This is a genomic window from Lysinibacillus sp. NPDC096212, from assembly GCF_044763105.1.
In the GTDB taxonomy this organism is placed as follows: Bacteria; Bacillota; Bacilli; order Bacillales_A; family Planococcaceae; genus Lysinibacillus.
In genome coordinates this window covers 21,219-36,225 of record NZ_JBIWFQ010000043.1, presented here as the reverse complement: position 1 = coordinate 36,225, position 15,007 = coordinate 21,219, and the positions used below count along the sequence as shown (strand labels likewise).

Genomic DNA, 15,007 nt, shown 5'->3' with positions numbered 1-15,007 from the left:
CAGGATCAAACTCTCCATAAAAAGAAATTTGATTAGCTCAAATTGTTTTGCTGGCATCATGTTTGATGTCCAAAATTTTGTTTCGTTCACTAACTTGAGGTTAGCTACTAAAAACTTTATTGATTACGTTTTGCTTGTTCAGTTTTCAAGGTTCATTTCGTTACTGTTTTTCTAACAGCAACTCTTATATAATATCATGTCACGAACTCAATGTCAACAACTAATTTATTTAACTTAATTGTTTTTCAGTAGATGTCTTAGCGACTTTTATAATATTACACTCTTAATCTAAGATGGTCAATACTTTTTCTAAAAAAAATTGATAGTTTCTTATTTCACCGAGAAACTTCCTATTATAGTGTTTAAGAAATAAATTAATATTAGACTCATTAATTTAATGTTATATTGTTATCTAACATATCATTTCTTCATAAAAAATTAAACAAAAAGAGCCTGAGACAAAAAAAGATGACTCCAAGCATCGAAGTCATCTAAATGCCACATAGTACGGCAATCCCTTTTTATTAAACTATCTACTTTATAAGGTTCACTCATGTTTGATACACACTTTAGTAGCTTTCAAAACTTCACTAGATTTATTCGTTGGTCGGTACATCCTGAAGCATCCACGTGATCGTTCCTTCAAAAGCATCAGCTCTTGCCTTTCCAGCTGGCACTTCTAGATAAAGTCCGTCTCCATCTTCACTCCATGTATTAGAAATATCGACTGTTCGGCGCCCGTCTGTTGTTTCCTTTGTATAGATTTCCGCTGAGATATCTTCAGTAAGGTATGAATCTTTCTTACCATAACGGTAACGTAAACCATCTAATCTAGCACCACCTGGCTTCGTCCCTATTAACGGCTTAGCAAGTTTAGCCATCACCGTCCATTTCGAAGATAGCGTACGAGTATCTTTTACAGCTAAAGGCATATCGAGCTTAATTGGATAATACTTTTTAGTTCGTGGTGAAATCACTAGCTTTTCTCCAAAGTCGATAACTTTAGGTGCAGAATCGAACTTCAACACGGCAGCAATTTCAGTTCTCACTTCATTTGATGTCCCTTTGAATTCTTCTTTAGTACTATATTTTCCAGATACTGTCGCCTGACCTGTAATCGTTCCCGTTATAGCATCTTCTTTCACTGTAGCATTATACGTAACATATATTTTCTTAGAACGAACCAAGTCAGCATCAGCATTCAGACTTGCTTCAATTATTTTTTTAGATTCATTGAATGTGGCTGTACCAACTTTGTTTCCGTCCTCATCAATTACTTTTATGTCTTTGTCTGCTAGTGGTTCTAAATTCGTATTATATGTTTGGGTAATTTTAACTTGATCATATTTACCTTTATCATCCGAAATATACCTGGGATTTACTGAAATACTATAGCTTAACGTTTCTCCTGGTGCGACTACCTCTGCCTCTTTACCCCCTTCATCAAATACTTGTTCTGTAACTGTTAACGTTGGGCGAAGTTTTATCATTTCGATATTTGATTGCTTTTTATCTTCGTCCAGTACATAGACACTAATATTGTGATCTACTCCTTTTTTTACTTGATCCCTTGGAATCGTATACGCCCAGTTAGTGACACTGCCTGGATTCGTATTTTTATACTCTCTTATTAGCTTAGCATCGCTACCATTTATCTTGTCGCTACTATCTATCTTATAGTAAAGATCAATTTTTTCGCTATCTGTAGCCGACCATATTCCTGAAATATGATAATCACCATCATCTGTATATTTACCATCGTTATCTAATTCAATTATAGGCATAACATCTAATTTACTGGTTATTCCTATCTCAACATTCGCTTCTTTAATACGGTAAGGGTCTAGTCTTTCCGGCTCCCATCTCATAGCCCAACCTGGATGCTCTTGGTAAGCTCCCATTAAACCGCCAAACGAAGAATCAGGTGTACCCGGTGAATCCAATGTGGCATAATAAGAACCATCTTGATCGAATGGTCTTTCGGTTGGGAAATTACTTGCTTTTAATGCAACTGGATTATTTGCATAGCCACTACGGTAGAAATAAAGATAAAAAGGTTTTTTGTCAGCCATAGTTGTTCCACTTTCTTGGAAAAAAACACCTTTATAATTTCCTAACGAGTACATTTTACTTTGCTTGTGTTGTCCAACAATATCCATGTGGACAGAATAAGCAATATTTGTAAAGGCATGTTGATCGCTTAGTTTTAAATATTTCATACTTACATTTACACGACCTTTAGCACTTACCGAACTCATTTTAATTTTTATAAAGCCATCTACGTATTCACCATTAAGAACAGCCCCATAACCAATCAATTCTTGTGTCGTTTCATTTTTAAAAAGTTTTAACAGAGGCATAACCGTAGATTGATATTTTGCTGTATCATCTGCACTATCCCCATGAGCAATCGTGACTCCAGTCCCAGAGAGTATATTCGAAGCTCTCCCCTTTTCATAATTGTACGATACGATACTATAAGCACAGTAAGCGCAGGAGTTTTCTAAAGCTGTAATCATTTGGAAATTTTGCGCCATTATAAACATACGCTCACTAGCCAAAAATCGACTGTCCACTACTTGTTGAAGTGTGTTATCCATAGTAGGTAGTGGGCGGTTCCAGTCATCATTGTGTTTGTAATAAGAGGACAGATCCCATAACGAACTTACATACCGTTTTTCAGAGTCAATATCTCCGAAATACATGTAATAATCTCTGTAATTCGGGTCTTTTGTTTTGTATTTAAGCCCCTGGTTTATTTTCATTTGTGTAAATCCATCTAATTCATTCGGAGAATCTAACATCGAAAAATCAATCTCGCCAATCTTACCAACTTCACTTATTTTCATTCGCGTATGCAGATTAGTAGAATTAATTAAAATTTTCGTTTCAACTGATGTCTTATTGATTTCATCACCCGTACTATATTTTCCGGATGCTGTCGTCTGACTTATAATATATTCATTTTCCATATCTTTTTTCACTTTAGCGTTATACGTAATGTTTATCTTCGTAGAACGTGGCAAGTTTTCATCAAGCGTTATTTCAATTTCATTAGCGGAGTCTTTGTATGTGGCTGTACCAACTTTTTTCCCCCCTGCATCTATTACTTTAAGATTTTCTGGCCGTTCTAAACTCGTTGCATATTTTTGAGTAATGCTGACTTGGCCATATGTGCCTCCAGCTTCTTCACTATAATTTGTTTCTACTGCAATTTTATAGTTTACAGTTCCTTCTGGTGCAACTCTCTCTGCCACTTCGCCATCTTTATCAAAAACTTGTTCTGTAATAGTAAATTGCGGGCTGATTTTTGTTGTTTTTTCGTCTGATACAAAACCAGACTCATTTTTTATATATACAGTAATCGTGTGATCTAAACCTTTTTTCATTTCATCTTTTAGAATCGTGTGCTCCCACTGAACATCAGTACCAGGATTTTTATTTTCATATTCTTCGATTTTCTTAGGTTCACCGCCATCAATCGTATAATAAAGAGTGACATGTTGACCTCTATCATCATTCCAAGTCCCTTTTATACGGTAACCAGCATCTGTATATTCTATATCATTATCTAATTTAACTTCTTGCTCAATAGTATGCTGATTACTGTCAGTTACCATAAGCTCGAGATTCACTTCTCTAACCTCGCCATATTTTTGTTCGTCAGTTGCCCATCTTAATGACCAGCCCGGATCCTGCGTAGAAGGATATTTTGCATTCTCACCAGGATCTTCACTACCAAGTGAACTCATTGTAGGGTAAAAGGCATCGCTGAACGGTTGGTGTGCCGGGTCATCATTTACTTTCAACTCAGCTGGATGATTCGCATAGCCATCACGGAAGAAATAAAGATAATATGGATGTTTGTCTTTACGATGTGCCCAATTAACATTCTCATCAACAACAAAATAAAACCCTTTATTATTTCCTAACGAATTTATAGGCGCCTTATAATTAGAGACGCTATAGAGGTTACCAATATCTGTACGAACATTATAAGCAAAATTAGTATATTTATATTTGTCGTTTAATTTTAAAAACTTCATGCTTATATTAACAAGCCCTTTGGATTCACTTACTGAACTCATTTTAATCTTTACATAGCCATCTAAAAAGTCTCCATTAATAACAGCTGCATAAGCTACCAATTCATGTGTAACTTCATTTTTATATAGTTTTAAAATTGGCATTTCTGTTGATTGGAACTCTGCCTTACCATTTTCATCATTTCCTTGGGCAATCACTAATCCATTACCTACCTGATTTTTCGAAGGTTTTCCGTTTTCATAATAATATGTTGCGGTACCATAATACTCAGAGTGAGGGAACAATGTCATAACTGCAAAATTTTGTGCATGAATATAGTTCTTACTTTGCATTAAAGCTTCAAGTGTTGTGTCCCTGCTAGGTAGCGGTCGCATCGCGTCATCACCAAAGGCAACATTGCCGTGTTCTAATGCATTACTAAACCGATCATTATTGTAATCTCCGAAAAGCATAAAATATTTTCTTCCACTGGACTTTTCTTTCGAGAACTCAAGCAAGCTATTTTTGTCCATTTCTTTAAATCCAACTACAGGATCATTTTTATCCAACGGTGAAAAATCAATATTGCCGATTTTACCAACGTCACTTATTTTAATTCGTGCATTAGTAATTAAAATTTTCGTTTTATCGGATGTCTCATTGGCTTCATCACCTGTACTATATTCCCCGGATGCTGTCGCCTGACTGATGATATATTCTTCCTCTTCCATATCTGTTTTCACTTTAGCGTTATACGTAATGTTTACCTTCGTAGAACGTGGCAGGTTAGCATCAAGAGTTGCTTTAATTACATTGGCAGATTCATTATATGAGGCTGTACCAACCTCTGTTCCTTCTTCATCTATTACTTTAAGGTCTGCTGGTTGTTCTAAACGTGTAGCATATTGTTGAGTAATGTTGACTTCACCATATGTGCCGGTATCTTCGTCGATATAATCGGTTTCTACTATAATTTTATAGCTGACTGTTTTTTCTGGTGCAACTTCCTCCACCTCATGGTCATCTTCATCAAATACTTGTTCTGTAATCGTTAATGCTGGGCGTATTTTTATTGTTTCTTCGTTTGATTTCGTACCAGACTCGTTTTCTGCATATATCGTAATGTCGTGATCTAAACCCTTTTTCACTTCATCATCTGGAATCGTGTACTCCCACGGAATAGTTGGATCAGTGTCTGTGTTTTCAAATTCCGCGATTTTCTTCTCATCATTATCATCAATCTTATAGTAAAGAATGGTAGGTTGACTGACTTTACTCAGTGTCCCCGTTATTCGGTAACCACCATCTGTATATTCTCCGTCATTGTCTAATGTAACTGTAAGGTTTTCTTCACTGGCTGATTCTTCTGGTTTCTCACAGTCCATTGCTAGTTCTTCTTCACACTCCACTGCTGGGTTTTCTTCATTGTTCGACTCAGTCTGTTCCTCACCTGTAGCTGGTGGCTCTTTATCACCGTTCGACTCAGTGTCTGTTTCATTTTCAGGTGCTGACTCTTCTTTATTTTCTGACTCGGTCTGTTCCCCGCCTGTAGCTGGCGGCTCTTCATTACTTTCTGACTCACTCTGTTCCCCACCTGTAGTTGGTGGCTCTTCTTTGTTTTCTGACTCAGTTTGTGCATTATTTTCAGGTGCTGACTCTTCTTTACTTTCTAACTCGATCTGTCCATCATCTTCTGTTACTGCATTTTCGGGGTCAAAAGATGTCTCTGCTTCAGATATAGTCAGCGTTGAAAAGATTAAGATAAAGGTCAACATCCAGACTACTATTTTCTTCATTTTCACACCCTCCCTCTATTAGAATCCTATTCAATACTAGATAGATTACTAGAATTAATTGATAAAAAAACAATTGTCAATCCCAAGTTCAAACATACGTTTTTTTATCAATTAATCATTCATTCCTTGCTGCTTTCCCTGTTTCTTCTTGCTATAAAATATATACACTAGTAGCCCTATTACTAGCATAATTAGTAACCCTACCATATACGCTAAATAATTCGGACCTTCAATCGATACATCCATTGCATTGAATTGCTTCGCTTCTTCTCCTTTGATGGCAAAATCCTTTTTGAATTCCCATGATTCTTTGCTCGACTTAGCCTTTATATGTAACGTATATTCTCCAGTTTTGAACTTTTCACCATCTAACGGAATAGGGTAATCTAAACTTGAATTTGGCGCCATTTGCATGTCTTGTTTTTTAGCTTGATAGAGTACTTCTGTTTTTCCTTTTTTCGTCACTTCCGCATCCACTTCGAAACGATTTATATACGTAGCCGTAGGATTTTGAAGTGTAGCATTTATGACATTACGTGCATTCAATTGCCCAGCCTCAACTTCATGTAATTTCAAATCCTGCGCTACTACTTCATCTGTCTCTTGTAGCGTAATGCCTACTACATAAGCATATTTATTTTCAATACTTAAACCTTTATTGTTTTCTTCTTTTTTTGATGTTGTTTCCTTCTCTTCTAACGTAATACCGCCTGCTAAAATTCCATCAAATTCCTCTTCAGGCATCGTTACATTTAAGTGCAAATCTTTACTCCCATTAGCCGGAACTGTAATCTCCTTATCTGTTTTTATTAAATCTCCCATCTCATACAATAATGAAGAATCACGTTCAGTTTTTGTAGATCCATACTCTACAACACCATTGAGATTTGTTGTAGCTGTATTAATTTTAGGCTCAATCACGACATCCTCTGATGTATCGTTTCTTAAACGAATCGTTAATGTTTGCTTTTGATTAGGTTCCATTTTCAAATTAAAATACGTTTTTTCTTTATCAATTTGATTTTCCGGAATAACAGTATGTACACCAAAATTAAATTCAGATGCAGAAGCGAATGGTGCAAACCATACTAGGCCTACCATTACTATTCCAACTAAGGTCAACAACATATTTTTTCTCATAAATTCAACCTTCCTCATTACATAATTACTTAGGTGGGACACTGTAGAAAACTACAGTGTCTCATCCCTATTCTTTACTTATTCGTCGCCTTCGCCTTCATTACCAGTTGGTACGTTTTTTAATGTCCATATTAATTTTGTAGAATAGTTGTCAGCATATTTTGTTGTACTACCAGGCACCTCTAGCGTGATACTTTCTGCAGCTGTGTTGTTATCACCAAATACAAAAGCGAAAGTACCGGCACCTTCTTCATCACCAGCAACCATTATATTTTGAGCCACGCCTTTTCCATCTCCGTCAAATCCCAAAGTAAATTCTCCGTATGGAGTTGGTTCTCCAGATTCAGAAACCGTTACTACATGACCATTTTTAAAAGAAATTGCAGCTCCAGTTAACACTTTACCAGTTTCTTTGCCCTTAAATTGACCATCTTGCGTTAGCGTTAATATCCAACCTGTTCCTACTCCACGGTTATCTGTCACTTGAACATAGTTTGGACCCGGACCGCGATCGGTAAACTCTTGTGGTTTTACTTTATAAGTTTTAGTTGTAGATGTAATTTGTTGCTCACCAAAGCGCAAACTAGATGCAAAGTCAATACCTAATGGACCCTTCGTTCCTGGATCCGGCTTACCACCTGGATTTGTTGGATCTGTTGGATCAACTGGTGGATTTGTTGGATCTGTTGGATCAATTGGTTTTTCTGGGTCCGTTTCCCCGCCACCTTCACCAGTCGGTTGGAATTGAATAACTGCATTAGAGTTATAAGATTTTTCTTCTGCAAAGGCAGATGTGCTCCCTGCGAATACGCAGCCTGTTACCATAGCTGTAATACCTAACATTTTCAAATCGATTTTCTTCATCATTTTGACCACCTTTAATAGTTTAGTTACTCGGAATATCAGATAACTTCCAAGTTAATTTTGTACTGTATGTAACAGTATCCGTTGGCGTTTCTCCCGGAATAGTAAGGGAAATCGCTTTTGTTTTTTGAATTTTCTGACCAGAATCACCAGTCATCTCCTCAACTGTTCCCCAGCTCTTCACCCAAAGTCCAGCCCCCGCAAGCGGCTTCGCGGCCATTACAAGCGACTCTGCTCCATTCGGATCCAATGTAATTACTTCAGCATTTATTGGTGGTGGCGCGTCTGATACACCTTCAACAGTTGGGTCAGCAAATTGGATTTGCGAACCCGTTAATTCCTTATGCTGTGCGCTAGCATTAGAAAATTGACCCTCTTGTTTAATCGTCAACGTCCACCCCGAATTTGTTCCACGATTATCTGAGATTTGAACATAGTTCGGTACATATTTACTTGCCTCACTAGTATGCAGTTCCTGTGCATTGGCATAGTACGTCACACCTTGCTCCGTATTAGCAATTTCACTAACACCAAAATCAAGGTTTGACACATGGTCCAAGCTTAAGGGACTGCCCGTCCCAAGGTTTGGATCTTGTGGATTTGTCGGATCTACTGAATCTACTGAATTTGCTAGATTCCCCGGGTCTTGATTAGTTGGTTTTACTGGCTTTACCGGTTTCCCTAGGTCTGAATCAGTTGGTTTTACTGGTTTTACCGGTTTTCCTGGGTCTGGATCAGTTGGATCTACCGGAACTTGCGGATCTGTAGCCGGAATAAATTTCACCACTGCCTTCGATTCAAAAACATCACCTTTGCCATCTGCTAAAGTAAATAGTGGCGAAATGGCCATCCCACTTAGTACCGCGGCAATTGCTGCAACTTGTATTGTTTTTTTCTTCGTAGGTGAATTCTCCTTTCATAATTATTTTTTATATTTACGTATCAACTAAAATGCTGACACGATAAATAACACTTCATGGATTACTTTTAAAAGTAGAATTAAACAAAACCATTTTTTAATCTATTTGTAATATTATTACATTTAATAGACAGAAAAGGACATACTTCCATAGGCCAAATCATCCTCTCATTTCATTGCTTTTTATTAATATTTACGTATCAGACAAAATGCTGCTACGGTAAATAACACTCTTTGAAATTACTATTCTTTAATAAGATGCGTCTCCCAATTGCGGATTTTTTCTAGGTCCCTAGACTTTTCCTAAAAACTATCTTCCTATTACTTTGATAATTTTACGATTCAGCATTAAATGAAAAGAGATACTTAGAAACATCATTACAATTACCGCAAATACAAGTTTATTTACTTTTTACACTTAACCTATACCTCTAACTGAACACCTTTAAACATATTTTTTCTCTTTTAAGTCTTTTTTAGCTTTTCATCACTTGCATTTTCAGATTGTATAGCATTTTACAAAAGAATAAAAATCAACTTTTGTTGCTTTTCTAACAAAATTTGATAATAGTGAATTTAAATTTACTATTCGGTATTAAATGAAAAGCATCTCTACTATAACTACAAATACAAGTTTATTTACTTTTTACACTTATCCTATACCTTTAACTGAACATCTATAAACATATTTTTCTTTTTTAAGTCTTTTTTTACTTTTCATCTCTTGCAGTTTCCGATTGTATAGCATTTTATAAAAGAATGAAAATCAACTTTTGTAGCTTTTCTAACAAAATCTGATAATAGTGAATTTGAAACTACTGATTTTTTAAAATTCGCACCCGATTTCCAAAGAGTATTGTTGAAAACTATTAGCGCTATTTGGATTTTGTGTCTGACAGGATCCTAGAGTTAGTGATGGTACCACTTCTGCCTAACTTGCAACAGTCGAATATCAAGGACCATTTTCCAACTTTTCGTGTGAAATTATTCCATTTCCAAAGGCAAAAAAAGAAAAAGGACATCCTTTTATCGGACATCCTTTTATCTTAAAGATTATGCTTATTAAGGGTAAAACCTTCTGGGGAAAGATGCAAATCAACTTTTGTTCACTTTTGAACAAACTTTGATAAACTTCTTATTTGAATCCGTTATAAATTTTTTTCAACCTTATATTATGGGGGCGAATGATGTTTTCTTGGAGTTTCCTTCGAAAGAAGACTTACCCACCCTTTTATGCTGTTCGTCTTCTCCATCTGAAAATTCTCCACATCCTTATCGCCGGTGTTTGGACTTCATTTCTAAACACAAAAAAATGAGGAGCGATGCTTCAAGCACACTCCTCACTCTTCACTTATTGTTTTACATAATAGTCTATTTGTTGAGCCTTCATAAAGCCGGCCTTCTCATAAACAGAAAGCGCCTTTCGATTGTCAATTTCTACATCGAGCATGACGAATTTGACTCCAATTTTGCTCGCATAATCTTTGGAAAATGACAGCATCGCAGTACCAATCCCTTGCCCCTCACAGTTTGGATGAACTGCCAATGCCGTTACCCATTGAATTTCATTTTCCTGGGCAGTCGTTACTGTTCCAACAATTTCGCCATCTTTACGCGCTACCCATAGCTTTCGTCCATTCGTTGAAGTATTAAAAGCGATTAGCTCCTCAGATTCTTCAGGTAGGTCTCCAAACGCTGCACTATAAATAGCAATCAGCTCTGCCTGTTCATCTGTATAAGGAATGATTTCGATATCATTCTTTAATTCTACTGACTCTGCTCTTGTTTCTAAAGTGGCCTCTGAAAAGCTATATGTAAAGCCTTTCTTTTCAATAAACTTGTGTCCACAAGGTGAGCCATCTATCACTACCGCCAATTGACCTTCTGCCCCACGATCTTCGAGGCCGGCCAGTAAAGCTTCTACTAAAGCAGTTCCAATTCCATTTTGACGGTACTTAGGTGTTACAACTAAAGACCATTCATATGTATGCAGCCCCATTAAATCTATTGCACTAGCTGCACCAACTAATACATCTTTGTCATCTTCATATGCAAGTACCATAAAGCCCTTCGATTCAAAGGAACTCGCCATAGGCAAACCCATAGCAGTCTCATATACACGATAATCATGTGTGGTCGCTTCTTCACACAATATTTTTAATTCATTTAATGTTTCCCCATCTAACGGAAAAGACACTGTCATCACTGAAATATTCATCATTTACTCCGTTCTTGTATAGACTATTGCCCTATTGTAGCAAGAAAGAAAATACGCTGGCAACAAATTATACTAACCACTGCTAATCACTTCTAATTATTAACAATTTTACTCCAAATATAGTGAAATTAAAAGGTTTTATATGATTTTTGACGGTTATAGACTGAAAATTACTAGAACAAGGTATGTATTTCTATACAACCACATTCATTTGTAAGCCCCATTTCCACTACGGATGAGCGTCGAGTTGCTCCCTTACCCAAAAGAATTATTTCCACTTAGCTGTTTGTACTCAATTATACCATTTATACTAATAAATTACATTTAAATTATAGGATAAAAGTCAATACTTCAACTAAAAAAGAGCAATTCCAAAATTTCAAAATCACTCTTTTTTATACTGGATGAATGAGATTTATACTTACATCGTTACTTTCACCCTACTCATCAAGATGATGAGATGAAGATTGTAACATCTGCGCATAGATGCCACCGGATTCCATTAATTTTTGTTGAGGACCTGCTTCAACTAACTCACCTTTGTGCATAACAAGCACAATATCGGCATTGTGCACTGTATTTAAACGGTGAGCAATAACAAAGCTAGTGCGTCCTTGCATTAACACATCTAGAGCCTCTTGAATCGCAAGCTCCGTAACAGTATCAATACTACTTGTCGCCTCATCCAACAACAATATTTTCGGATCAGCAATCAATGCTCTTGCTATTGACAATAACTGCTTTTGACCTTGCGAAATCCCACTGCCATCTGCGGCAAGTACAGTGTCATAGCCATCCTTTAGCGTCATAATAAAGTCATGTGCATTCGCACGCTTCGCCGCTTCCTCTATCTCTTCATCGCTAGCATCTAATCGACCATAACGGATATTTTCACGTACAGATGCTTCAAACAAAAACGGATCCTGTAATACAAAGGCCATTTGCGAGCGCAATGCTTGTCGTTCTATTTGCTGAACGTTTACACCATCAAATAAAACATCGCCCTTTGATACTTCATAAAATCTTGCAATAAGCTGCAAGATCGTTGTTTTTCCTGCTCCAGTAGCCCCAACAAGAGCTACCGTTTGTCCGGGCTCCACGTTAAAATTAATGTCCTTCAAAATGTAAGCTTCCTCTGCTTGCTCATATTTAAAGTACACATGTTGAAAGCTCACTTGCCCTAATAGCTTATGCTTTTGTGCGGAAGCAACTTCCTCCTCAGGCTGTTCATCCAGTAACGCAAATACACGCTCAGCACCAGCAATCGCAGACAGTACGGTATTAAATTGATTGGCCAAATCATTTAAAGGTCGTGTAAATTGCCTTGCGTATTCTGTAAAAATAACAATTACGCCAATTGATACATGCCCGTAAAAAGCAAGTACACCGCCAATACCAGCTACAATTGTAAAACTCATATTGTTTAAAAAGTTCATGACCTTTGGGATATACCCAGAGTATGTTTGTGCCCAAAAGCCAGTACTTTTTAAGCGTAAACTTTTTTCGCGGAATTCCGCTTTCATACGTTCTTCTTGTGAGAAAGCTTTGACAATTCTCTGACCCGAAATTGTTTCTTCAATCATGCCATTCAGAGCTCCTATGGCCGCTTGCTGTTCTTTAAACAAAGGTGCCGTTCTCCGTGTGATCCAACGCATTGCCCAAAACATAATCGGTATAATGGTCATCGTTAATACCGTTAGTAAAGGGCTTAAACTTAGCATGATAATCACCGTTCCCGTAAGCGTTATTACACTAGAAAACACTTGGATAAAGGAGCTATTTAATGTTGAGCTAACTGCTTCAATATCATTCGTCATCCGACTCATTAATTCTCCATGCTGACGACGATCAAAAAAAGCAATCGGCAGCCTTTGGAAATGAGCAAATACACTCGTTCGTAATCTATAAATGGTTTGTTGGGCAACACCAATCATCCAATAGTTTTGCAAAAATAATGATACTGCTAAAAGAGCATAAATGCCGATTAACAGCATAATCCCCTTCTCAAGTCCTGCAAGTTCTCCATGCGTTACGTACATGTCAATCATTTTACCGATTAAATACGGCCCAAGAAGAGAGAAAATGGAACTCGCCAAGACAAGTAACAGCACAATAATTAGTAGTACACGTTGTTCATCGACTATTTTCCATAAACGTAGTAGTGTGCTTTTCCAATCTGTCGCGCGAGGTCCCTTCTTTTTCTTAACAACTTGCTTCACATCATCTTTCGTCAAAATCGGCTCATAGCCAAAAGGCTTTTGGAAAAATCCCATTATTCCTCCACCTCCTGTTGAGAGATTGCGATTTTTTTATAAAGCACTGACGTTTGTAAAAGCTCTTCATGCGTCCCGTATGCGACCACTTTCCCTGCATCAATGAGTAGGATGCGATCTGCACCTTTTGCTGTCCGAATTTTTTGAGTGACTACTAGCATCGTTGCTTGTTCCTCACTCAATGCTTCCCATAATGCTTGCTCCGTTTTAACATCAAGTGCACTTGTACTATCATCAAGCATTAATATATGCCCTTTTCTTAATAACGCTCTTGCAATCGATAATCTTTGTTTTTGACCGCCTGAAAGATTGACACCCTTCTGACCGACTTTTGTTTCGTAGCCACTCGGGAAATCCTCCACAGAAGCATGGATTTGCGCTTGCATTGTAGCCTGTAGCACTGCATCCATTTCAGCCTCTGCATCACCCCAACGAATATTATCAGCAATGCTTCCTGTAAATAATAACGATTGTTGTGGAACATAGCCGATGATTTCACGCAGTTCTTGTAAATCCCATTGCTGTACATCTTTCCCCTCTACTACTATTGTGCCTTCCGTGACTTCATAGAAACGTGGGATAAGCTGTAACAGCGTTGATTTCCCTGCACCTGTTGCCCCCATAATGGCAAGCTTTTCACCAGATGTCACTCGGAAGCTTACATCGGATAGTACAGGCGAGTCTTCCCCAGGATAAGTAAAGCTCACATGCTCAAAAGCTAATTCTCCAAAACTCAAATCTTTAGACGTTTTCTGTGAAGATGATGGTAGCTCAATCTCATTTTCAGTTGAAAGAACTTCTGCCATACGCTCAGCAGAGGCTTTGGCACGCGCATAAAAAATAATAATAAAGGCAAACATCGAAAACGAGCCTGTCATACGCATTGCATAATTGACAATGGCAACTACATCTCCAAGTGGTGTTGTACCTGAAGCTATTTGTTTTGTCCCAAACCACAATACTGCAAGTAGACTCATATTCATAATGAATAACAGCACAGGCATAATATACTCCATTGTGCGTAGAGCCTTTACAGTATCTATTTTTAAGCGTGAGGCAACTTCATCAAACCGAGAAGCTTCATATGCACCGCGTAAGTATGCTTTCACCAATCGAATAGCCTGTAAATTTTCCTGTAGTACACGATTCAAACGATCCATTCTTTTTTGCACAAGTCCAAAATAAGACACGCCTTTTGTCACCATAAATATAAGAAAAATCAAAATAATCGGTGCGCCAATCACTAAAAACAACGCTAATTTAGCATTGACAACAAAGGCCATAATGATGCTACCAACAACGGCAAGTGGTGCACGAAGCATAATACGCAAACTCATAAACAGTACCGTCTGAACTTGTGTCACATCATTCGTTAACCTTGTAATAAGAGAAGCTGTTGAGAATTTTTGATAAGTGGTTAATGTAAAGGATTGTATTTTTTCAAACAATGCATTTCGTAAATCATAGGAGAAACTCTGTGCAGTATGCGATGAAAAATACGAATTAACGACACCGGCTATAAAGGCTACGAAAGATAAGCCAAGTAAAACAATACCCCATTGCCAAATCATCCCTTGGTTTTGAGCTCGTACTCCCTCATCTATGATTTTAGCCATGATCAGTGGCTGAGCGAGCTCCACAAACAATTCCAACAGCATTAAACAAAACGCGATAAATGCGGTCCATTTATATGGCTTTACATAGGAAAAAATTTCTTTCACATTCTTCCCCCTTGCTCTTCGCAAAGAAGTTCCATAAATTTCAAACATAG

7 protein-coding genes are annotated in these 15,007 nt (G+C 37.4%); all 7 read right to left on the bottom strand.

Annotated elements, in window-relative coordinates:
• Positions 1–596 precede the first annotated feature (596 nt).
• The 7 genes from ACIQ7T_RS26240 to ACIQ7T_RS26210 all read right to left on the bottom strand — a co-directional run bounded on the left by ACIQ7T_RS26240 (position 597) and on the right by ACIQ7T_RS26210 (position 14,957).
• Positions 597–5,822, bottom strand: coding sequence for a hypothetical protein (locus tag ACIQ7T_RS26240; protein WP_402874819.1), 5,226 nt, complete (start codon positions 5,820–5,822; stop codon positions 597–599).
• Positions 5,823–5,933: 111 nt separating this feature from the next.
• Positions 5,934–6,962, bottom strand: coding sequence for a WxLIP family cell surface protein (locus ACIQ7T_RS26235; protein WP_370082378.1), 1,029 nt, complete (start codon positions 6,960–6,962; stop codon positions 5,934–5,936).
• Between the two features lie 78 nt (positions 6,963–7,040).
• The gene (locus tag ACIQ7T_RS26230) at positions 7,041–7,826 is read right to left on the bottom strand and encodes a WxL domain-containing protein (protein ID WP_370082380.1); all 786 of its coding nucleotides are present in this window, start codon (positions 7,824–7,826) and stop codon (positions 7,041–7,043) included.
• Between the two features lie 22 nt (positions 7,827–7,848).
• Positions 7,849–8,676, bottom strand: coding sequence for a WxL domain-containing protein (locus ACIQ7T_RS26225; RefSeq protein ID WP_402874815.1), 828 nt, complete (start codon positions 8,674–8,676; stop codon positions 7,849–7,851).
• Between the two features lie 1,420 nt (positions 8,677–10,096).
• Complete coding sequence (locus tag ACIQ7T_RS26220; RefSeq protein ID WP_370082384.1) at positions 10,097–10,963, bottom strand: GNAT family N-acetyltransferase; 867 nt, start codon at positions 10,961–10,963, stop codon at positions 10,097–10,099.
• 440 nt (positions 10,964–11,403) lie between these two features.
• Positions 11,404–13,236 carry an ABC transporter ATP-binding protein gene (locus tag ACIQ7T_RS26215; RefSeq protein WP_402874812.1) on the bottom strand — a complete coding sequence of 611 codons (1,833 nt, stop codon included), beginning with the start codon at positions 13,234–13,236 and terminating at the stop codon, positions 11,404–11,406.
• Positions 13,236–14,957 (bottom strand): ABC transporter ATP-binding protein, encoded by a 1,722-nt coding sequence (locus ACIQ7T_RS26210; RefSeq protein ID WP_402874809.1) that lies wholly within the window; start codon positions 14,955–14,957, stop codon positions 13,236–13,238. The genes ACIQ7T_RS26215 and ACIQ7T_RS26210 overlap by 1 nt, the downstream gene beginning before the upstream one ends.
• Between the last annotated feature and the right edge of the window lie 50 nt (positions 14,958–15,007).

Coding starts and splice junctions, on each gene's coding strand:
- ACIQ7T_RS26240 (WP_402874819.1), bottom strand. CDS start 5,822: ATGAAGAAAATAGTAGTCTGGATGTTGACCTTTATCTTAATCTTTTCA.
- ACIQ7T_RS26235 (WP_370082378.1), bottom strand. CDS start 6,962: ATGAGAAAAAATATGTTGTTGACCTTAGTTGGAATAGTAATGGTAGGC.
- ACIQ7T_RS26230 (WP_370082380.1), bottom strand. CDS start 7,826: ATGAAGAAAATCGATTTGAAAATGTTAGGTATTACAGCTATGGTAACA.
- ACIQ7T_RS26225 (WP_402874815.1), bottom strand. CDS start 8,676: ATGGCCATTTCGCCACTATTTACTTTAGCAGATGGCAAAGGTGATGTT.
- ACIQ7T_RS26220 (WP_370082384.1), bottom strand. CDS start 10,963: ATGAATATTTCAGTGATGACAGTGTCTTTTCCGTTAGATGGGGAAACA.
- ACIQ7T_RS26215 (WP_402874812.1), bottom strand. CDS start 13,236: ATGGGATTTTTCCAAAAGCCTTTTGGCTATGAGCCGATTTTGACGAAA.